Raw genomic sequence first — 20,952 nt, 5'->3', positions numbered from 1 at the left:
TTTATAGGCTTGCTTGTAGAATGTGTTGGCTTTTTTCCAGATCGATATCGTTGTGTTCACCAAGCTGTGTAAGACCATGCTGCTCGAGCTGTTGGACCATCGCTGGAATTGCATCGGCACTGATCTGATAATCAGTCAGATGCGTTTTTACCCCCATTCGTTCAAAAAAATCGCGGGTTTTTGTGATGGCAAGATTAATTCGGTCATCATCGCTACCATCTTCCAAGCCCCATACCCGCTGTGCATATTGCAGTAATTTGTCGGATTTTTTTGCACGCTGTTCGTGAAGCACACTAGGTAATAAAATCGCCAATGTCTGAGCATGGTCCAAGCCATGCAGAGCGGTAATTTCATGACCGATCATATGCGTTGCCCAATCCTGCGGCACACCAGCTCCAATCAAGCCGTTTAAAGCTAAGGTAGCAGTCCACATAAAATTAGCTTGAAGGTCATAGTCATCGGGTGTTTCAAGCAAACTAGGTCCAATCTCAATCAGTGTTTGCAATAAACCTTCAGCGAAACGATCCTGTACCGCCGCATTTACTGGATACGTCAGATATTGCTCCATAATGTGCGTAAAGGCATCCACTACACCATTGGCGAGTTGTCTGGGGGGGAGGGTATAGGCCTTAGTAGGATCCAGTATTGAAAATGTCGGATACACCAGCGGGCTGCTAAAGGCCAGTTTCTCGTGAGTTTCATAACGTGTAATCACAGAGTTGGCATTCATTTCTGAACCCGTAGCAGGTAAGGTCAGTACGGAGCCAAATGGTAAGGCTTTATCAATATTTGTGGCATGATTCACTAGTATTTCCTGCCATGCATCGCCCTCACACTGAACAGCAGCAGCGACAAACTTGGTTCCATCTATGACTGAGCCACCTCCCACAGCTAATAAATAGTTCAATTCATGCTGACGAATTTGCTCAACTGCACGCATGAGCGTGCTGTAACTGGGATTGGCTTCAATGCCGCCAAACTCCTCCACATGGCGTCCATTCAGTGCCATTAGAACCTCATCTAATGTGCCATTTTTACGTGCACTTTGCCCGCCAAATAAAACTAAAACTCTTGCATCTTCGGGGACTAGATTGGCCAGTTCAGCGATCTGGCCCTGTCCGAAAACAATGCGTGTTGGATTATAAAAGTTGAAATTATTCATCTGTCATACCTCTGAGTACTGAGTATCTTTAATAGACCAGTCGTCTATGATTTGGGTAAATATAATTATGATGATCAGTTGTGATTTGGGAGTCCGAGCTTACTTAGTGTGGCACTCATTGCTAACTCAAGCGCAACAGGGGTGTGATTAACTTTTGTCATCAGGGTGGCACCTATCCATAAATAATAGAGTTCTTCTGTGACTGTTTGAGCATCTGCAGTTAATTTAATTTCATCATTATCTTTGGCTGCTTGCACACACATGGCAAGGTGCTCAATGACTTGTTGAGTGCCTTTTTTTAATGTGAGTCGCATACTCTCAGATAAGTCAGTTACCTCCCCACTTAATTTCACTACAAGGCATCTGTCCATGCTGGTGTCATCACATTGATTGGATTTCCACTGCTCGAAGTAGGCAATGAGACGTTCAACAGCAGGGCGTTTATCAGCCTTTAATTGGCTATCCAGTCCAGCGATGTATTGTTCAAAATAATGCTCAAGTAAGGCCGTTCCAAAGTGTTCCTTTGACTCAAAGTAGTGATAAAAAGACCCCTTGGGCACATTGGCTGCTTTTAATATTTCATTCAAGCCTACAGCAGCAAAGCCTTTACCAAGAATGATTTGCTGAGCAGTACTTAAGATCTGATGTCTGGTATCCGTTGAGCGTGATTTGTTTATCTGTGTCATATGGTTATCATTTCATAGATTAGACCAGTCGTCTAGTTTTTGTTTTGTCTGCTACATGGACTGGAAAATAAATAATGGAACAAGCCTTGCTTTAGCTTTGTCAGAGTTGAAAGTGGTCATGTTTAACACGTAAATTACCTAATCAGGTGCTTAACCACTCTCGTTTCATCAAAGCATGCACTGTTTTGAGTCAACAAAACGCAAAGGAGCAAGATGGTGTCCATCTGGCAACAAGCGATCATTCATGCGCAGCAATTGCGCCGACAAATACACAGCCAACCTGAGCTAGGTTGGCATGAGGTAGAAACAGCACGCTTAATTAGGGAGCAGCTGGATTTGCTTCGTATACCCTGGGAACCTTGTGCAGAATTTGGCACCTTGGCCAGACTGAACCCACATAGCAAAAATAAACCACATATCGCTCTTCGCGCGGACATGGATGCACTTCCCATTGTTGAGAGAACGCAACATGCCTGGGTTTCCCAACATGAAGGTTTTATGCATGCATGTGGGCATGATGGTCATACTGCGACGCTATTGGCGAGTGCGGCTTGGTTAAAGTCAGTTGAAGATCAACTTCCAGCTCCAGTCACCCTTTTGTTTCAACCTGCGGAAGAGGGTGGTCATGGTGCCAAGAGGATGATTGAAGATGGCGCCTTAAATGGCATAGATGAAATATATGGCTGGCATAATTGGCCAGCAATGCCTTTTGGTAAGCTCATTTGTCCAGACGGTATCGTGATGTGTGGTAATGGAACGTTTGACATTACTCTGACTGGTCAGGGAGGACATGCGAGTCAGCCAGAATTATGTTGTGATCCAGTGCTGGCTGCCAGTGCCGTTACCATGGCGTTACAACAAATTGTTAGCCGTCATTTATCTCCACAAAAAGCTGCTGTGGTGAACGTTTCCTCTATAGAAGCACCCAGTGCAGCAACGGTGATACCCGACAAAGCTGTATTAGGTGGAAGTATCCGTGTACCTGATCAAAAAACTCGCGATGTCATCAATCGTTTAATTGTCGAGATAAGTCAACAAACTGCTGCCAGTTATGGTGTGAGTTGTGAGGTGAATATTTATCCCCGTTATGAAGCGACTATCAATCATGGCTTGCAAGCTCAGAATGTGCGAGAGCACTGGCTGGCTGAATACGGCCAGGCCGGAATGGAAACGGAGACACTTGTGCCCATCATGGCGTCTGAAGACTTCAGTTATTACTTAAACGAAATCCCCGGTGCCTTTGCTCTTGTGGGGGCGGATGATGGTCCAGCACATCAATCAGTCTGTCATAGCCCTTTTTATGATTTCAATGACCAGCTCATTCCTTTGGTCACTCGTCTGTATGCGCGTTTGGTCGGTGCGCCCTTGCCAGAATAACTGACTACATCGTTCGCTGATTATCAGTGGATATCACAAACCAGGAGGTAGTAAATGAGTATATTTGAACAACGTGAGTCCAATATCCGTGCATATTGTCGTGTCTATCCTGTTGTTTTTGATAAAGCCAGTAATGCAAGGCAAATCGATGAAGAGGGTAAGGAATACATTGATTTTTTTGCTGGTGCCGGTGTACTGAATTTTGGCCATAACAATGAGCGTATGACCTCTGCCGTGGTGGACTATATTCAGTCTGGTGGTGTGACTCACGCACTAGATATGCAGACCACCGCGAAGCGAGAGTTCATGGAAAAGTTTGAAGACACGATTCTCAAACCGAGAGGCATGACGCACAAAATGCAGTTTGTGGGTCCCACGGGAACAAATGCGGTTGAAGCGGCTATGAAGCTCGCTAGACGCGTGACCTCAAGACAGGAAATAGTGGCCTTCACCCGTGGATTTCATGGTATGACTCTCGGTTCTTTAGCGGCTACCGCGAACCGTTATTTTCGCGGTGCTGCGGGTGTGCCCTTAAATCACGTTTCCCACTATCCATTTGGCTGTGAAAAAACATGTCAGGGTTGTGAGTCAGGTTGCGGTATGTCGGTCTTGGATCATTTACGTTCGCTGTATCTCGATACTTCGAGTGGTGTGACGCCACCGGCAGCATTTTTACTTGAAACGATTCAGGCTGAAGGTGGTGTTAATGTGGCCTCGGAAGAGTGGCTACTGGCATTAGCTAAACTGGCGCGAGAAGTCGGATCGTTACTCATTATTGATGACATACAGGTAGGTATGGGCCGAACTGGCTCCTTTTTCAGTTTTGATGGTATCGATATTGACCCCGATATTATCTGTATGGCGAAAGGGCTCGGTGGGATGGGAACACCGATGGCAATGAATCTGATTAAGCCAGAAGTCGATGAGTACTGGGCGCCGGGTGAACATACTGGGACATTCCGTGGACAGAGTTTGTCTTTTGTAGCCGGTAAAGAAGCTCTGACCTATTTTGATAACGATGATCTGATGCAGCAAGTCAGGCAAAAAGCCGAAACAATGTATCAGACACTGGCACCGTTAGAAGAGAGGTTTGAACAGATACAGGTTCGCGGTAAAGGCATGATTATCGGTTTAGATGTGACAACTGGTGAGCGTGCAAAAGCGATTGTAGATGAATGCTTTAAAGCTGGTTTGCTGATTGCCAGTTGTGGTACAGGTGGACGTGTGGTTAAGCTGATTCCACCCTTGACGATTCCTGAAGATGATCTTCAAGCCGGATTAGAAGTGCTGGTGAATACGACACAAAAAGTCATGGAGGAGGCAGCATGAGACAACGCGATGATATGACCTTTCCCTTTGAGGAATATGAACGCCGTCTGAGTGAGCTACGGGTCAGAATTGCTCAACGTCATTTAGATGCAGTGGTGATTACCGATCCGGAAAACATCATGTACATGACGGATTATCAGACCACAGGGTACTCTTTCTTTCAAGCTCTGGTCGTTCCTTTAGAGCAGGAGCCCTTCATGATCACCCGGGCGATGGAGGAGTCGAATATTATTGCCAGAACCTGGGTGGAACGAACACGACCTTACCCTGATACGGGTGATGCCATTCAGATGCTGGTGGATGCCTTACGCGAATTTGGGTTATCAGATAAACGCATTGGATATGAGCGTAATAGTTACTTTTTCCCTGCTTATCAACAAGACTTTATTCACACCACGCTGACCGAAGGCAAACTACTGGATTGTTTTGGCATTGTGGAGCAAGGTCGCATTCGAAAATCAGCCGCTGAAATTGAATTGATGCATCGTGCCGCCAAAGCGACAGAAGCAGGTATGAAAGCTGGTCTTGAAGCTGCCCGGGCTGGTGTCACTGAAAATGACATTGGTGCTGCCATTAGTTCTGCCATGTTCAAAGCAGGTGGAGAACCACCGGCAGTGATGCCCTACGTCACATCAGGGCCTAGGACCATGATAGGACATGCAACCTGGGAGGGGAGAACGGTCAAACCTGGAGAGCATGTGTTTCTGGAAGTCGGCGGCTGTTACCGCCGTTATCATACGGCCATGATGCGCACCGCGGTATTGGGCGAGTTATCTGACTCTATGTACAAAGCTCAGGAAACCATGAAAAAAGCCTTGAGTGCAGTACATGAAACGGTTCAGCCGGGGATGACCGTGTCGGATGTCGACAATATGGTCCGTAATATTATTTCTGATAATGATATTGGTGCTCGTCTAGTGACACGTTCAGGTTATTCGATTGGTATTGCTTTTCCTCCTAGCTGGGATGAAGGCTATATCTGTAGTCTGAAACAAGGTGAGTCAGCCATTTTGGAAGAAGGAATGACTTTCCATATCATCCCCTGGATGTGGGGTGTCGATGGCGATAAAACCTGCGGTATTTCAGACACCATTTATGTGACTGAAGATGGCTGTAAATCCTTTTTTACCATGGATCGTGATTTCACGGTAAAGCCTGATCAAGCAGATAAAAAGTTAGTAGATATCAATGAGGCCCGTCAGACTGAGTCTGATGACAAGTCAAAACCGAAAGCTAAACAATCGAAATGAGGTGGAGATGTTAACAGCAACGAATCCATACACTGGACAAGACATTCATAACTACGATTCGCTGAATGAAGAAGGCGTCAATATCGCCATTGCTAAAGCCGTCAATGCATTTGATTCGTGGCGAACCATGCCTATCAAACAACGAGCAGAAGTATTGAGATCGGTCGCCGCATCACTGAGACAAAATAAGCCATTACTCAGTAAACTCATGGCGGAAGAAATGGGTAAGCCTGTCAAAGAAGGCGGTCCAGAAGTAGAAAAAGCCGCATGGTGTGCAGAATTTTATGCAGAGCATGCAGAAGCCTACCTGAGTGATGAAGTGTTACCCTCTGATGCGACTGAGAGTTATGTCTGTTACCAGCCGCTAGGTACCTTGCTGGGTATCCTGCCGTGGAACGCACCACTTTGGTTGGCCTTTCGTTATCTCGCCCCGGCTTTAATGGCGGGTAATACCTGTGTCATGAAACATGACCCGAATGTACCTGGCTGTGCTCAGGCGATCGAGCAGGTATTTAAAGAAGCCGGTGCGCCTGTAGGGATTATGGTCAACTTACCGGTGGAGACAGCATTGGTCGAAAAAGCGATTCGTCACCCAGATATTGCGGCGGTTTCGTTTACCGGATCAGCTGGAGCTGGTGCCAAGGTCGCCTCCATGGCAGCATCAGAAATCAAACCTTCAGTGCTCGAGTTGGGGGGGAGCGATCCGCTGATCGTGCTGGCGGATGCGAACCTGGATGAGGCTGCCGACGTGGCAACGCTTTCTCGTATTATTAACGCTGGGCAGTCATGTATTGCAGCAAAGCGCATTATTATTGAAGCCCCTGTTTACGACGACTTTATTGATAAATTAAAAACACGTCTGGAAAAATTAAGTATGGGCGACCCATTGGAAGAAACTACCGATATTGGGCCGATAGCACGTGCTGATTTAAGGGATAACCTGCATCGCCAGGTCACTGAGACTATTCAGGCGGGGGCGCGTTGTCTATTAGGAGGTGAGCTGCCCGAAGGCAAAGGTTTCGCATATCCGGTGACTTTTTTAGCTGATGTCACGGCAGATATGACCGCATTTAAGGAGGAGACATTTGGCCCCGTGATGTGTGCCATTAAGGCTGAATCAGCTGAACAAGCGCTTGTCTTAGCAAATGATACTGAGTTTGGACTGGGGGCGGGTGTCTGGACCAATAATGCTGAAATGGCGAAGGACTTTGCGATGAAAATCAATGCCGGTCAAGTGGCTATCAATGGGATTGTGAAGACAGATCCTCGCTTGCCTAGTGGTGGTATTAAAAAGTCAGGTTATGGTCGCGAGTTAGGACCGCATGGCATAAAAGAGTTCGTGAATGCTAAACAAGTGTGGATTAAGTAGTTCGTTTTTGGTGCTGACGCTTGAATTTGCGTCGGTACCATAACCACCCTCCTGCAATACTCAAAATAGCCGTAAATAAGCCACTAGCAAACACCAAAATTCGTCCAGTGAGCCCGAAGGCCTCACCACTGTGTAAAGGGAATAACCAAAAAGCGCTTTTCTGTCTGACCGTCATGTCATTATAGTTTTGTTCTGCTAACACTTCATTGGTTTGTGGATTCAGCCATAACACAAAACTACCAGATGTTTGGCGAGGGTCATTCTCTGCGTTTAAGCGGATTTCAACGCTTGGATTCTGCTCCGTTGGCGGAATAATCCGTTGCCATTGTTTATCAGGCCAGTGTTGTTTTGCACTGATCAGCCACTTTTCAGCTTGGACAGGTTCATCTGCGAGCCAGGCTACATTTGGTGATGCTTTGTCAGGACGGTTTAAAAGCCACTTTGTTTGATCAGGAAATATCAGGCTGAAACCGCTCACGATGAGGGTAATAAAAATCGGTAGAGACATTAGCCCTAGCGCAATATGAGTTCGTCGAAAGCGCCCAACAGTTGAGGTGGCCTTTTGGGTGCGGGCCAGCAACCAGTTCCAGGCTTTTTTACTACGAGGCCAGCCATAATAAACACCAACAATGACGTTGATTAACATCAATATGGCTAAAAAGCCCAGCACCAGCTCCATCGATTCACCCAATAAAAAGGTGAAGTGGAAAAGGTAAATCATTGATGTGAAATAACTGCCCCATTCACGCACTGATACCACATCTGCTGTGTAGGGATGAATCATCACTTCGATAGTTTTGCCATGCAGTGGTGACTGCGATTTCATTTCCACAAAGGCGGTATACATGGCCTTATCGCTACGTGGTGCTCGCAGTGAGTTGATATGCGCGATATCGGGCACGGCATGGAGGGCTGCATACAAAATGTCTGAGAGTGGTGCAGGAGGAGCATTGAGCTGGCCGGAAAGGACGAGTTGCGGATTTAACCATTCATCAATAGCATGATCGAAAACAATGATAGACCCACTAATACTCTGTAGTAAAAGTGGAATAATAAGAATTAAACCACTGATTCGGTGAAACTCGATCCAGAATTTTCGCATGGAGAGGTTGAGGTCTTTGGTTTGTTATCGGCTAGGTATAAAAAGAATGGATGCGTGATTGCCATCAAGAGCGAATCAGCATGTTAGTGTAATTGATATTGAATATCAAATAGGATTTATTATTGTCTATTGTGGGCTAAAGTCACATCTTAGTCATTTTCATGTGATGTCTGGACATGAATGCCTTCATGATCAACTTCCACGCTAAAAGTGATAGGGCGACAACATACCTCACAGTCTTCGATATATTCCTGTGAGTCGACAGAGCCATCGATGATGACTGAAATCATTTCACCACAGTAAGGGCATGACACAGTGTGTTCTTGTAACGCGTAAACCATATTTATCTCCATCATCATTTAAATGAGTGACTGAGATTTCGACTGGGAGTTCCTAATCAGGAAATGCGTTAATTGGGTAGGCAAACAAGTGACGTTTATCACCTAAACCTATTCCTGTTGCAATAATACGAAACCCCAGATCCTTATAAAACTTAAGTAAAGCCGGGTAATGATCGACGGCATCTAATTGCACCGAATTATCACCGGCTTTATCGAGACAAAATTGCATGAGTTGCTTGCCATAGCCAGACCCTTGAACCAAAGGAGAAACAGCTAATTGCGTGATATAAATATCTGCCGCAGGGGCTTTGGGCCAACATGCATCATAGTAACTGGCTTTTTCTGTGCCCATCGCGATACAACCAACAATCTGTTCATCTTTTTCCAATACATAGACCTGCTTGGTCATCATATTCTCTTTGACTGAATCTGCATCGTAGACACCAAGCCAGTGTGCCATACCCTGTTGATGCATATGTTCAGCACAGCGATTTAATAAATCGGTGATGCTAATGATGTCTGCTTGTTGTGCTTGCCTGATACATGCGGAATTCATAAAAAACTCGTGAGAATGCTGCCAGCGAGACACCATACAACAATAACAACAGGTGATAAACGATAGATATGTAACAAGATAAAGCCAGTTGCCGCAATCATGATGTCTGCAAAAGAGAGAACAACATGTTGCCAGATTGGCTGATAGAGCGCAGCCGCTAATAACCCGACCATCGCCGCGTTTATCCCGGCCAGTGCTTTTTGTATCACGCTATTATTTTGCAATGACTGCCATAAGGGTAGAAGTGCTAACAGCAATAAAAAGCCTGGCAGAAATAAGGCACATAAAGACAGCAGAGCGCCAAATATTCCACCACTCCCACCTGGTAACAGTGCCCCCAAGTAAGCGGAAAGTGTGAATAATGGGCCCGGTATGGCCTGAGCAGCACCGTATCCAGATAAAAATTGTTCAGAAGTTATTAAGTTGGTATCGACAATTCTGTTTTCCAGTAGCGGAAGCACAACATGTCCTCCACCAAAAACAGTGGCACCCGTCTGGTAAAAAATCGTCATGACGTGAAACAAGGGATTATCGATAGCAAGAACGGGCGCTAAAAAGAGTAGAGCAAAAACGACTAACATTACGACAGACGTTGTTTTGCCATAAGACAAATTGAATGAAAATGTCTGCTTATGTTCAGTCGAAGAAAGGAGAAAAATACCAGCTATGCCACCAATTAGCATCACAAAAAACTGACTGTAGCTAGAGGGTAGGGTCAATAAAAAGATCAGACTGAGTAGGGCGATGAGTTTGGTGTTAAGGTCAGGGCAGAGCTGGCGAGTCATTTTCCATACCGCATCAGCCACAACCGGCAATGCAACGAGCTGCAAGCCATGTAGTGCCGCTTCTCTATACGGAAATGATGCTGATGATATCGACAAAGCAAACAGCACAAGAAGCAGGGCTGATGGCAAAGTGAAAGCAATAAATGCAATCACCGCGCCCAACATACCACCACGATATAAACCAATAGCAAATCCCAGCTGGCTACTTGCCGGGCCAGGCAAAGCCTGGCTTATGGCGAGCAACTGTGAGAACTCTGGGTCAGATAACCACTGTCTTTTCTCGACAAACTGTGTTCTGAAATAGGCAATATGAGCAACAGGACCGCCAAATGCAGTCAAACCCAATATAAAAAAAGCCTTAAAAATAGTTAACTGGTTGGCTAGCTGCACTACTGTTATCTCATACTTCCATTGGGCCAGACTTTACCAAATTTTTTGTACTAAAATCCGCTGATGATTTGTTATCAGAGTGTGAGCGTGTCATTTTAGTCCATACTTTCTCATGGGCGTAGAAGGCAAACGTATTGATAGCCGGTTCAATTAAGGCCATCGTGCCTCCGACCAAGACACTACCTGTCATCACGTAACCAACAGTAAATGCCACAGTGAAATGTACAACAGCAAAACTCATTGTTTTTTTCATCACTACTCTCCTTTGTTGAGAATAATTATTATTTACGTTTTGACGAATGTACAATGATTTAAATCAATCAAGTGAATAGATAAAATCGATGATTAACTCATCGGTATTTCCGATTATTTATATGGAAATAAACTGTTTCACATTTTCTATACAGTCATTATGATGTAGTTATATGTAATTCATATGAACGAATCAGCGTTCGTAGTGACTATATATGTCCATTTAATAATAAGGAGGCTCATTAATGAGTAAAATTGATATCGGTATCAATAAGCAGGATAGACAAGATATTGCCGATGGCTTAAAAAGCTTACTGGCAGACTCTTACACTCTTTATTTACAAACCCACAACTTTCATTGGAATGTAACCGGTCCTCAATTCCGGGAATTACATTTGATGTTTGAAGAACACTACATCGAACTGGCGGCAGCGGTGGATGACATTGCTGAACGCATTCGTACATTAGATGTGGCAGCGCCTGGTACATACAAATCATTTGCTGAACTAAGCTCGATCAAAGAAGTTGAAGGTGTACCAGAAGCAAAAGAAATGGTTAATATACTGACCCATGGTCATGAACAAGTGGTTAAAACTTGTCGTAAAGCACTTAAACTTGCGCAAGAAGCGGATGACGAGTCCTCTGCAGCATTAGTCTCTGATCGTATGCGAGTCCATGAAAAAACGGCTTGGATGTTACGTGCGTTAGGTCAATAAATAGCCTCAAGATGAAGAAAAGGGAGCCTAGGCTCCCTTTTTTATTGCTTACTTTTGATGAGTTGTTTCAACTCATCTAACTGTCTAGATAAATCCTGAATAGTGGGTTCACCAGCATGCTCTTGTTGCCATTGTTCAGCATTTTCTTTCTCCATCACATTCACAACAATGCCAATTAACATGTTCAAAAAAGCAAAAGCATTTAAAAAGATAAAGCTGATATAGAAGGCCCAGCTAAATGGATAGAACTCCATTGTTTCATACATGACATCTGTCCAGTCTTCAAAGGTCATCACTCGAAATAATGTCAGCATCGAAACAGCAATATCCCCCCATAAGGTTTCATTCACACTGGCAAAGAAAGTAGTGCCAACTGCAGCGTAGATATATACGATAATAAACATCAGCAGCGCGACATAACCAAGCTGAGGCAAGGCCCTCAGTAATGAGTTTAAGAGAGTTCGCAACTCTGGAATGACCGAGACCATCCGCAAAACACGGAAGATCCTTACCAAACGGCCCACCAGAGCCAGTTCACTATCCTCTATGGGAATTAAGCTGACTACAACAATAATGGTGTCGAATATATTCCAGCCACTTTTGAAAAAATTCAGCTTGTTGGTTTCAGCAAAAAAGCGAATGCTGATTTCAATAAGAAAGAAGATGGTAATGCCATAATCCAGCCAGACAATGACGGTGAGCAGTTGACTGGGGATATTATAAGTTTTTGCCCCTATCATTAATGCTGAAAAAAGAATGACAGCAACAACAATCGTTTCAAATATCTTGTTCTGTTTAATGTTAAGAAAAATAGCCGCAAAACGATGGGTTCTTTGGGTAAGGGCTGAGGCCATTTTTACTCCTGTTTAAATATAAATCTTGGCTAGCTGCGGAATAATAGCGATTGGAAAAATTTATGCAAGTTAGCATGTTATGTGTGCGGTAGATATGCTATGTTCAGTTGACGCTATCCATGGAGAATGCATATGAAGACTTTACGAGATATCATTGGGATAAGCCATGAACCTTCAGCATTAAGTGAGTCTGCGCTCATACTGATTGATTGTCAGAATACCTACAGGGAAGGGGTATTGAAGTTGGATAATGTTGAACCAGCGCTTCAGCAAGTAAAAAAATTACTCGAGCTTGCACGTGAACATGGTGTTCCTGTTTTTCATATCCAGCATGATGGTGGAAAAGGTTCACCGTATGATTTGAATAGCCGCTTGGGTGCTATTGCCGATGAAGTGGCGCCGATTGATGGCGAATATGTCATTGAAAAAAGTTTTCCCAATGCATTTATTCAGACATCATTGGATGAAGCACTCAGAAAACGAAGCATAGAAAAAATTATCCTTGCTGGCTTCATGACACATATGTGTGTGAACTCGACTGCTCATGGCGGTTTTAATCGTGGTTACAATGTGACGATTGTGGCAGATGCCACAGCCACGCGTCCTCTATGTTTAAACAATGGAAAGCAGCTTTCTGCTGAGCAGGTCCAGGAAGTCACTATTGCTGCTACTCGTGATTTATATGCAGCAATTGTCGATACGGTTGACGATTTGGCCATTGAAGCTCGGCCCGACTAAGATTTACTTGTCACCCGGATTCTCTGACCACTGCTGTGGAACGCGTTGGATTTGACTAATATCGTAACCGACGTTCTCGATCAGTTTTAGCATGTGCTGATAATCTGCCTCTGGGATGGTCGGCGTTCTGGCCATAATCCAAACATAATCACGCTTATTGCGTGCGACGATAGTCTGAGAGTAATCTTCGGTCAGGTACATGATTCGGTAATCTGCTTTTATAGGCCAGATAAACTGCATTCCCCAGATAGCGTTAGTTTGTTCATCCGTGATGAATCCTTTGGGGTGATAGGTTTTTAATTCACCGTCAAAACTGTCTTCGTGAAACGTGAATGTGGTCTGAATTGTGCCGTCATCATTCAACTCATAAGATTCGATGGCATTATGTGCCCCTTTTTCAATAAAGGTGGGGATATTGGCGATTACGTACCAATCACCCATAAACCGGTCTATGTCGACATAAGAGACGGGTTCGATAGGTGGATGACTTTTTTGGCAACCGCTCAATAACATCATCATGACAATAATTCCTGTAATACTTAGACGCATATTTTCACCTTTTTTAGCGAACATCATTGATTGTGTATCGTGAATTTGCCGTGAAGCACGTATTTGATTCAAATGCACTTTTTAAGTGCGTATTTGTGAACCAAAAGTTTGGTGAATGGCAAACCGATGCTGGTACAAACACTAACTACTTAACCTGCTAAGCTCGGTATAATGGAATGGTATGAGAAGATCACTTGCAATGTTTTACGATTAATGCGCCGATGGCTGAAAAATTGCTTATGTCTGTGATTTACTGATGACTTCTACAGAAGGAAGAACGGAATGACACATAAAATAACTCAAGGTACGGTTCTGTGCAGCTAACTTCTCATTCAGATTATGCGCTGAGACTTTTGATGTATTTAGCGATTCACAGTCAGGAAAAACCGGCTACGGTCAAAGATGCATCTGAACGGTATGGTATTTCTACAAATCATCTGGCAAAAGTGGCGCAACGATTGGTGCAAGAAAAACTTATTATCAGCCAGCGTGGCAGGGGCGGTGGTCTGAAATTAGCTTTGCCAGCAGAAGAAATAAATATTGGATTGCTTCTGCGAAAGATTGAAAATCCGGAATTATTGGAATGCTTTGGTACCAACTGTCAGTGTCCAATTGAGTCGGTTTGTGTACTTTTTAGTGCGCTAAGAAAAGCTCAAAAAGCATTTTTTGCAGTTTTGGATGAGTATACACTGGCCGATGTGGTAAAGAATAAACATAAACTGCAACAAAGCCTATCATTGCCAACGGCAGTGTAAACGCACCACTAATGCGTATATAGTGAGAGAGTCATAGGGAGTGGTTTACTCAGTTCCTTTGTCGTTTCAATAGTCAGCAGGTAGTGTATGTCGCATGTAAATACTATTGGTATGGTGCTTTATCTTTTTTTGGCAATCTTTGGCGGTTTTTTATCCGGGCTTTTCAGCCGTTATGTATACCTTGCTGCACGTAGGGATTTACCTATGTGGGCTGCTGTTCTCTCCAGCGTTGTTTTTTATATTCCTGTTTTCTGGGCCATCATCAGTTTATTCAAACAAGATGACCTAGACGTCTTTTATATTCTTTTGCTAATCAGTTTTGCTCTGGGTGTCAGACATCATAGAAAAATGAGTACTGCGAATGACAAGGATGAACGTGATTATCCTTTCGACCTAGACTAAAAAATTGGAAATAATGTGAAAGCTTGAATACTATTGACCATTTATTTTTGGTGTCTTCTCTTTGAAAAATCGTAAGCGTCTTTACACACTCATTATAAGCATCATCGTTTTAATGGGCTTTTTAGCAACAAGTTTAATTGGTTACTTTGTTGCCAGAAGTTCGATCTCACAACGCCTGCAACAAGAGATGCTTCCGCTGACCAGTGATAATATCTATTCAGAAATTCAGCGAGATCTGCTTCATCCACTGGTGATTTCTTCTTTGATGGCCAATGATGTTTTTGTATTCGATTGGGTCAATGAAGGTGAGCTTGAACCAGAAAAAATGCAAAGTTACCTTAGCCAGATTCAAGAGAAATACAACACTATTACGGCATTTTTTGTGTCCAGTAAAACGCAGAATTATTACCATCCAACTGGCATCTTGAAGAAAGTATCTGAAGACGTTGAGGCTGATGCCTGGTATTACAAAGCAAAAAACGCCAATCAACCTTACCTCATCAATATTGACCGAGATACGGCTGAGCCAAACCGTCTGAGTATCTTTGTCAATTATCGCGTTCTTGATAAGAAAGGAAAGTTTATTGGGGTGATAGGTGTTGGATTATCTTTACTGGTTGTAGAAGAGCTGATTGAAAATTATCAACAGCGTTACGGTCGAGAAATCTATTTTATAGACCGACAAGGTCAAGTTATGCTGCAAAGCAGCAAGTACAGTAAGGAACTTCATATTCAGAATAAAGAAGGTCTGGATAAGGTATTTACACGTATTCTCACGACGCCCAGTTCATCATTTTCTTTTAACACGGTCAATGGCAGTACCATTTATCTCAATAGCCGTTTAGTGCCCGAATTTGACTGGTATCTGATTGTCGAGCAGGTTAACGACCCGAGTACAGAAAAAGTCGAAAACGCCTTGATTCTAAACCTTATGGTGTCATTTGCCATAAGTCTTATTGTGCTTTTTATTTTGCATTTAGCGTCAAGAGGATATCAGGGTCGTCTTGAAACCATGGCCACCAAGGATAAGCTTACAGGTGCAATCAATAGGCAAGTATTTGATTCATTCTTTACACAGGCTGTTGCCAGGGGTAAAAGACACCAGGAAGCTTTATCACTCGTACTGATTGACATTGACCACTTCAAACAAGTTAATGACAATCATGGTCACCAGTATGGTGACTATGTACTTACCACAGTGGCTGGCATTATGCGCCAACAGGTTCGTGAAGAAGATGTGGTATGTCGTTGGGGTGGCGAAGAATTCGTTTTAATGTTGCAAGATTGTAATCAAAATCAAGCCATTAAACTCGCAAACAACATTCGCGAAGCGATTGCCCAGCATGTATTTGAATACAATGGTAAAAAACGTCAAATTACAGTGAGTGCTGGGGTGGCTGAGTATCAACAGCAAGAAACAATGAGTCAGTTAATTGCTCGGGCTGATGTTTCACTTTACCAAGCGAAAAATAATGGTCGAAATTGTGTTCGCTGAGAGATGAGTTGAATATGTTAAACAAACATCGATTGTCATTATCAGTGCTTTGTGTTTGTTTAATTTTGGCTTGCTTTCCTGTTGCAACGTCGACTGATCATCAGCTTAAACAAATGATGACGGTCACCTTGTCAGTCTATGCTTTGGCGAGAGGCTTAAATGGTGTCATCTCTGTTGCTCAGGGAACTGAAGTTTCTATAGAACCCATGGGCGTCGGGCTGACATTAGCACCGGGACAAATACTCGATCCTTTAAATGACCTAATAGAACAATTCTCAAGTGTGTTATTAGCTGCCTCAGCTTCACTCGGCATTCAGCAAATTATCTTATTTTTATCTGATCAAGCATTTTTGAGAATAGCGATTGCAACATTAGCACTGATAGCGGCGGCGAGTTATTTTTTAGCTAAAACATCACAGCAACTCACACCTGTTTTTCTTAAAACAGTATTGTTTTTATCTATTCTAAGGTTATTGATACCTGTATCAGTGATGGCTAGTGCAACGGTGCATGAGTTATTGGCATCTCAGAGGGAAGAAGCTGTTATTGTCTTGGAACAGACCCAGAATGAAGTGGAAACATTGAGTGAGCAACAACAGAAAAAATCAAAAGGCTGGTTTAACAGTCTGAAAGGCCAGTTAGATATAGAAGCAAAACTTCAGCAAGTCAGGGAGCAGGCAGATCGTGCAGTTAAAGCAGCTGTCTATCTACTTGCTGAGTTTGTTTTATTAATGTTATTTATTCCTTTATTAACGCTGTGGCTTTTATTCAAATTCACTGTCCATGTATATCAAATAAAGCTTTAGGTCATTTTCTCAGTAGTTTCTTCACGTTGGTTGAGATCATTGGTGAGTTGATTCAGGGTGCTTAATAAGTCAAAAAACTCTGTTGATGACAAATTAGTTTTACATGCCACTTTATTTTGAACTTCAGCGATATGGGGCTCCAATTGTCTCGCTTTGTTCGTTAGGAAAAGGCGAACAACCCTTTCATCTTCATCTGTGCGAACTTTCTCAACCAGCTCAGCAGCCTGAAGCCGTTTAATGATGGGAGATAATGTACCTGAGTCTAACTTCAGTTGTTTCATCACATCTTTAATGGCGACACCATCTTTTTCCCACAAAACAACTAAAACCAGATATTGGGGGTAGGTGAGATCATATTCATTTAACAGACTGCGATAAAATCGTGTGATGCTGTTCGTAGCACTATATAAAGCAAAGCACAGTTGATTATCGAGTCTCAAGTTATCAAAGTTTGACATGCGTTGATTCCTTAAAAAATTTGCTTATTAACATTGCCACGATGCAATAAGGCTTAGTCGCCGTTGATTGATTCGCTTAAGTCTATAACAACTCAAGATTGCTCATTATAGAGAGTAATCAAAGCAACGCAAATCGGATTTATTCTCAGTTATTTATATGAAATGACAATTTTCTGGATAAAAAAAGATATACCATATCTCAGACTCATTATATCAGTCTGAGTTTCGGTAAATTGAGACGAATTTGTGATTTTATTGCATCGACATTTGGACGAAAAACCAGTTGAAAGACTTCTTGCTGTGAATCAGCTGCGATAAAGGGCTTTATTTCATACCCCTCAAAGAAGAGTTCAGCCCTAGCCTGACAGATATTTCTCACACCCTCATTAAAAGCGAGATTGTCTCTTGCTAGCATTTCTGCATTTGCCAGTGTCCAGTCGAGAGTTAACCATTGTCGATAGCAACTTTCTGCCAGTCTTTGAGCAGGGGACGATGTTTTTGTATTACTTTTACAGGATAACTGGCTATCACAAGCGAAAGTCTGATTTAGAGCGATAACGGCGGTGACAAGAATGGGAGCAATGAACGGTGTATATTTCATAAAAAACTCCCAATAATAAAGTGAGACTGGTATTGACCAAGTGACTAAATAATAACATTAAAATGCTTGCGCACAAGCATTTTAATGTTAAGGATATCCTGGCAATTATTGATTAATAATTTTAACTTCTCGTTGTGGGAAGGGAATTTCGATATCGTTTTGTTTCAGAATATCCCAAATCATCAACAGTAGGTCAGCACCAACCCTGTTGGGACCATCATCAATGCCTTGCATCCAGAATTCGACCAGAATATCTATGCCAGAGTCAGCAAAGCCTTTTATTTCGGCGTCTGGTCTTTCTTCAATAGGTATATCCTCACCACTCATCACTTGTGGATGACTTCCCACTGTTTCTCGAACCAGTTCAAAGAGCTGGTGTAAATCTGTTTTATAGGCAACCTGAAACTCCAATGAGTAGCGTTGTTTGGTATTTTTGTGTGTCCAATTGGTGAAGCTGGTCGTAATAAATTGTTCGTTGGGCACCATGATGTCTTTGCCGTCATAGGTTTCTAAGGTCGTTGAACGCATATTGAGTTCACGTATGGTGCCACAGCGACCATCTTCCATCTCAACAAAGTCACCCACGCTCAGGGAGCGGTCCAATAGAAGAATGATACCGGAGATAAAATTGGATGCGATGGCCTGAAGTCCAAACCCTAGACCAACACCAAGCGCACCGCCGAACACGGCCAATGCGGTCAAATTAATGCCCATGATTTGAAGTAACAGTAAAAAGACGACAAAGAAGAGTCCTACTTGAAATAACTTTGCAAACACCTCCCTTGTACCAATATCCAAATCATGCTGATTGCGAATGATTTGCTGACCGGCACTGTTGGAAAGTCGACCTAACCAAAATAAAACCGAACCAAAGATGAGAACTCTGGCTACGCCATAAGCAGAGATTTTAAAGTTGCCGATCTGCAGTGAGATTGTTTCAAGGTAAGCGACAACTTCATCCAGCCAGCCAAATACGTGCAAAACAGCAATAGGCAAAATGAACCATAAAGCGAGTTTTCTAAAAAGCTGTTTCTCAACGAACCGGGTGATAATGGTGTAAAGCATAAAAATGACGGCAAGGCTCAAGCTGAGTTTAACCAGCCAGGCTTGACCAATCACAGCTTGACTGATGTCAGCGGCTACAGACATTGATAACACCAGCATAAGTGGCAGAATGAGTTCTCTCAGTCTGAATATACCTTGACGAATTTGAAGAATAGGCCCTTCCGTTGGCCTTTCTCTGAGAAGAGGGGACAGATTGCGAAGGAAACGATTCACTGACAAGCCAATGAGCAGAGCCAGTATGATTAATCCAATTTGTGAATAAAATTTTGGACTACTTAACCAATGCATTAATTGACTCAGAAATTGTTCGATCAGACTTTGGTAGTGTTCGATATCCATGGTGTACCTTTCTATTTATCTCGGACACAATGTATTTGACTGATTTTCATATGGCAACTATTTAGACCCTGAACTTTATTGGATTCCGTCAGTCAGCAAGTGGAAACCATCAACAGGGATAAAATATGAACGCAGGATTTGGTTTAAAACATCGGGTTGTGTTTATCACTGGCGCTAATAGAGGAATAGGTAGAGTTATCGCAGAGACGCTACTCGATTATGGTGTTGAAAAAGTCTACCTTGCGGTAAGAGATTTGAGTTCGGTAGATGATTTTGAAATGCGTTATGCTGATCGCGTCACACCTATATTTCTCGATCTTAATCAACCTAATTCAATTTATGCTGCAGCAGCAAACGCACAGGATGTGGATGTTGTTATCAATAATGCAGGTATTTTAAATAAAGCCGCTATTTTAGACCCAGCCGCCATTGAGTCCTTACAGAATGAATTTGATATCAATGTATTTGGCTTGTTGAGAATGGCACAAGCATTTGCTCCGTTATTAAAGAACAACGGTGGTGGTGCATTTGTTCAACTCAACTCAATTGCATCACTAAGAAGTGTGCCAGCTTTTGCGACATACGCGGCATCTAAAGCCGCCGCATACTCTCTAACTCAAGCCATCAGGCACGAGCTGGGTCAGCAAGGAACGGTTGTTTTGAGTGTTCATCCGGGACCTGTCGATACGGATATGGCGAAATCGATAGGGGTGAGTGACGCAGACCCCCCCAGTGTTGTCGCACAGGCGATTATTAAGGCATTAGAGCTGGGCGAGCCCCATGTATTTCCTGATAGCCGAGCCCAACAGATTGGTCGTGAATATAAACATTTTGCCAAACAGGTTGTGGAGTAGAACAGCAGGCAAAAAAAAGCCCCGAATAACGGGGCTTTTTTTCTTTTCTGTAAACAAATGTCTTACAGAGCAGTAATGTTTTCTGCTTGAGGGCCTTTAGCACCTTGAGTTACTGTGAACTCAACACGTTGACCTTCATTCAGGGTTCTGAAACCGTCACCTTTGATTTGGCTGAAGTGAGCAAAAACGTCTGGGCCAGACTCTTGTTCAATAAAACCAAAACCTTTAGCTTCGTTAAACCATTTAACAGTACCAGTAGTTGTAGACATAAATAATCCTAATTTCTTAATAAATAATTGAAGTCCCAAATTGAGACTTTTTGGTATAGCTGGAAGTGTGCAGAGTACTTATTAACAAACAGGACGAGCTACTGATGGTAATGCTTCGAAATGAAAAATAAATATTCAGATCAACTTTCAAGCTATGTTCAATGTATAGACAATACAGAGCCGTGTCAAAAATATTTTTGCCTGTCAAGATAAGAAGCCTCAACAACTGATCTCGACCTATCTCAGAAAACACGAATCCCTGCTGGTCACTGATAGTTTATGCCGTTTTATTGTGACAAAATGATGAAATGATCGATGTCATTTTTGCAGAAGGATTTTTCTGTAAAAAAAAGTGCTCTTAGTTTGGGTAGCTAGCTTCATCATCAACTCATCGTCATACTGAGTAAAACGGCTATTTGTAGATATGACTTATCTCTTTATTGGGTGGTAAC

24 protein-coding genes are annotated in these 20,952 nt (G+C 42.9%); 11 read left to right on the top strand and 13 right to left on the bottom strand.

What is annotated here, in order from left to right; translation table 11 throughout:
* Window position 1: 1 nt before the first annotated feature.
* Entirely contained in the window at window positions 2-1,162 is a 1,161-nt protein-coding gene (locus tag B3V56_RS01250) for an iron-containing alcohol dehydrogenase (RefSeq protein WP_289244836.1), read from the bottom strand.
* 74 nt (window positions 1,163-1,236) lie between these two features.
* Window positions 1,237-1,848 (bottom strand): TetR/AcrR family transcriptional regulator, encoded by a 612-nt coding sequence (locus B3V56_RS01245; protein WP_289282220.1) that lies wholly within the window; start codon window positions 1,846-1,848, stop codon window positions 1,237-1,239.
* Window positions 1,849-2,061: 213 nt separating this feature from the next.
* On the opposite strand from B3V56_RS01245, the gene doeB2 reads away from it, so the two are divergent.
* The 4 genes from doeB2 to B3V56_RS01225 are packed head-to-tail and all read left to right on the top strand — an operon-like array spanning window position 2,062 to window position 7,173.
* Window positions 2,062-3,225 (top strand): N(2)-acetyl-L-2,4-diaminobutanoate deacetylase DoeB2, encoded by a 1,164-nt coding sequence (gene doeB2, locus B3V56_RS01240; protein ID WP_289282219.1) that lies wholly within the window; start codon window positions 2,062-2,064, stop codon window positions 3,223-3,225.
* Window positions 3,226-3,279: 54 nt separating this feature from the next.
* Window positions 3,280-4,554: an aspartate aminotransferase family protein gene (locus B3V56_RS01235; RefSeq protein ID WP_289244839.1), complete on the top strand. Its 1,275-nt coding sequence runs from the start codon at window positions 3,280-3,282 to the stop codon at window positions 4,552-4,554.
* Window positions 4,551-5,804, top strand: coding sequence for an ectoine hydrolase (doeA, locus tag B3V56_RS01230; RefSeq protein ID WP_286304871.1), 1,254 nt, complete (start codon window positions 4,551-4,553; stop codon window positions 5,802-5,804). Before B3V56_RS01235 ends, doeA begins: the two co-directional genes overlap by 4 nt.
* A 7-nt stretch (window positions 5,805-5,811) precedes the next feature.
* A complete protein-coding gene (locus tag B3V56_RS01225) occupies window positions 5,812-7,173 on the top strand; it encodes an NAD-dependent succinate-semialdehyde dehydrogenase (protein ID WP_289283891.1) in 1,362 nt (453 codons plus the stop codon).
* On the opposite strand, the gene B3V56_RS01220 is transcribed toward B3V56_RS01225, so the two are convergent.
* The 5 genes from B3V56_RS01220 to B3V56_RS01200 all read right to left on the bottom strand — a co-directional run bounded on the left by B3V56_RS01220 (window position 7,166) and on the right by B3V56_RS01200 (window position 10,600).
* On the bottom strand, window positions 7,166-8,275 hold the full coding sequence (locus B3V56_RS01220; protein WP_289282212.1) for a PepSY-associated TM helix domain-containing protein: 1,110 nt from the start codon (window positions 8,273-8,275) through the stop codon (window positions 7,166-7,168). The two genes, B3V56_RS01225 and B3V56_RS01220, sit on opposite strands and share 8 nt — an antisense overlap.
* 149 nt (window positions 8,276-8,424) lie before the next feature.
* Window positions 8,425-8,616 carry a CPXCG motif-containing cysteine-rich protein gene (locus B3V56_RS01215; RefSeq protein ID WP_286304869.1) on the bottom strand — a complete coding sequence of 64 codons (192 nt, stop codon included), beginning with the start codon at window positions 8,614-8,616 and terminating at the stop codon, window positions 8,425-8,427.
* Between the two features lie 52 nt (window positions 8,617-8,668).
* Window positions 8,669-9,172, bottom strand: coding sequence for a GNAT family N-acetyltransferase (locus B3V56_RS01210; RefSeq protein WP_289283890.1), 504 nt, complete (start codon window positions 9,170-9,172; stop codon window positions 8,669-8,671).
* Complete coding sequence (gene chrA / locus B3V56_RS01205) at window positions 9,169-10,347, bottom strand: chromate efflux transporter (protein WP_289282210.1); 1,179 nt, start codon at window positions 10,345-10,347, stop codon at window positions 9,169-9,171. The genes B3V56_RS01210 and chrA overlap by 4 nt, the downstream gene beginning before the upstream one ends.
* 10 nt (window positions 10,348-10,357) lie before the next feature.
* A complete protein-coding gene (locus tag B3V56_RS01200) occupies window positions 10,358-10,600 on the bottom strand; it encodes a DUF2061 domain-containing protein (protein WP_289244843.1) in 243 nt (80 codons plus the stop codon).
* 244 nt (window positions 10,601-10,844) lie between these two features.
* Here B3V56_RS01200 and B3V56_RS01195 point away from each other — a divergent pair, with 244 nt between their 5' ends.
* Window positions 10,845-11,315 (top strand): Dps family protein, encoded by a 471-nt coding sequence (locus B3V56_RS01195; protein ID WP_286304865.1) that lies wholly within the window; start codon window positions 10,845-10,847, stop codon window positions 11,313-11,315.
* Window positions 11,316-11,356: 41 nt separating this feature from the next.
* Here the strand turns inward: B3V56_RS01195 and B3V56_RS01190 are convergent, their stop codons facing one another.
* On the bottom strand, window positions 11,357-12,169 hold the full coding sequence (locus B3V56_RS01190; protein WP_289281718.1) for an ion transporter: 813 nt from the start codon (window positions 12,167-12,169) through the stop codon (window positions 11,357-11,359).
* 132 nt (window positions 12,170-12,301) lie between these two features.
* On the opposite strand from B3V56_RS01190, the gene B3V56_RS01185 reads away from it, so the two are divergent.
* Window positions 12,302-12,907, top strand: a complete 606-nt coding sequence (locus B3V56_RS01185) for a cysteine hydrolase family protein (RefSeq protein WP_289281719.1) — start codon at window positions 12,302-12,304, stop codon at window positions 12,905-12,907.
* A 3-nt stretch (window positions 12,908-12,910) separates the two neighbouring features.
* On the opposite strand, the gene B3V56_RS01180 is transcribed toward B3V56_RS01185, so the two are convergent.
* Window positions 12,911-13,456, bottom strand: a complete 546-nt coding sequence (locus B3V56_RS01180) for a lipocalin family protein (protein ID WP_289283889.1) — start codon at window positions 13,454-13,456, stop codon at window positions 12,911-12,913.
* Window positions 13,457-13,770: 314 nt separating this feature from the next.
* Between B3V56_RS01180 and B3V56_RS01175 the strand changes: the two genes are divergently transcribed.
* The 4 genes from B3V56_RS01175 (at window position 13,771) to B3V56_RS01160 (ending at window position 16,914) form a co-directional block, all read left to right on the top strand.
* Window positions 13,771-14,211 carry an RrF2 family transcriptional regulator gene (locus B3V56_RS01175; protein WP_289244847.1) on the top strand — a complete coding sequence of 147 codons (441 nt, stop codon included), beginning with the start codon at window positions 13,771-13,773 and terminating at the stop codon, window positions 14,209-14,211.
* An 87-nt stretch (window positions 14,212-14,298) separates the two neighbouring features.
* Window positions 14,299-14,613, top strand: coding sequence for a hypothetical protein (locus B3V56_RS01170; RefSeq protein ID WP_289281722.1), 315 nt, complete (start codon window positions 14,299-14,301; stop codon window positions 14,611-14,613).
* 61 nt (window positions 14,614-14,674) lie between these two features.
* Entirely contained in the window at window positions 14,675-16,108 is a 1,434-nt protein-coding gene (locus B3V56_RS01165) for a sensor domain-containing diguanylate cyclase (protein WP_289281723.1), read from the top strand.
* A gap of 14 nt (window positions 16,109-16,122) precedes the next feature.
* Window positions 16,123-16,914, top strand: a complete 792-nt coding sequence (locus B3V56_RS01160; RefSeq protein ID WP_289281724.1) for a hypothetical protein — start codon at window positions 16,123-16,125, stop codon at window positions 16,912-16,914.
* On the opposite strand, the gene B3V56_RS01155 is transcribed toward B3V56_RS01160, so the two are convergent.
* The 3 genes from B3V56_RS01155 to B3V56_RS01145 all read right to left on the bottom strand — a co-directional run bounded on the left by B3V56_RS01155 (window position 16,911) and on the right by B3V56_RS01145 (window position 19,377).
* A complete protein-coding gene (locus B3V56_RS01155; protein ID WP_286304857.1) occupies window positions 16,911-17,372 on the bottom strand; it encodes a MarR family winged helix-turn-helix transcriptional regulator in 462 nt (153 codons plus the stop codon). The two genes, B3V56_RS01160 and B3V56_RS01155, sit on opposite strands and share 4 nt — an antisense overlap.
* Before the next feature lie 208 nt (window positions 17,373-17,580).
* Window positions 17,581-17,973 carry a hypothetical protein gene (locus B3V56_RS01150; RefSeq protein ID WP_289281725.1) on the bottom strand — a complete coding sequence of 131 codons (393 nt, stop codon included), beginning with the start codon at window positions 17,971-17,973 and terminating at the stop codon, window positions 17,581-17,583.
* Window positions 17,974-18,078: 105 nt separating this feature from the next.
* Window positions 18,079-19,377 (bottom strand): mechanosensitive ion channel family protein, encoded by a 1,299-nt coding sequence (locus B3V56_RS01145; RefSeq protein ID WP_286304855.1) that lies wholly within the window; start codon window positions 19,375-19,377, stop codon window positions 18,079-18,081.
* A gap of 125 nt (window positions 19,378-19,502) precedes the next feature.
* Here B3V56_RS01145 and B3V56_RS01140 point away from each other — a divergent pair, with 125 nt between their 5' ends.
* Window positions 19,503-20,231 (top strand): SDR family oxidoreductase, encoded by a 729-nt coding sequence (locus tag B3V56_RS01140; protein WP_289283888.1) that lies wholly within the window; start codon window positions 19,503-19,505, stop codon window positions 20,229-20,231.
* Between the two features lie 62 nt (window positions 20,232-20,293).
* Here B3V56_RS01140 and B3V56_RS01135 read toward each other — a convergent pair whose 3' ends face one another.
* Window positions 20,294-20,500 (bottom strand): cold-shock protein, encoded by a 207-nt coding sequence (locus B3V56_RS01135; protein WP_007145321.1) that lies wholly within the window; start codon window positions 20,498-20,500, stop codon window positions 20,294-20,296.
* Window positions 20,501-20,952 lie beyond the last annotated feature (452 nt).

The organism is Methylophaga sp. UBA2513, from assembly GCF_002341285.1.
In the GTDB taxonomy this organism is placed as follows: domain Bacteria; phylum Pseudomonadota; class Gammaproteobacteria; order Nitrosococcales; family Methylophagaceae; genus Methylophaga; species Methylophaga marina.
Note: the sequence above shows the minus strand (reverse complement) of the source record. Positions and strands in the feature narration are given on the sequence as shown.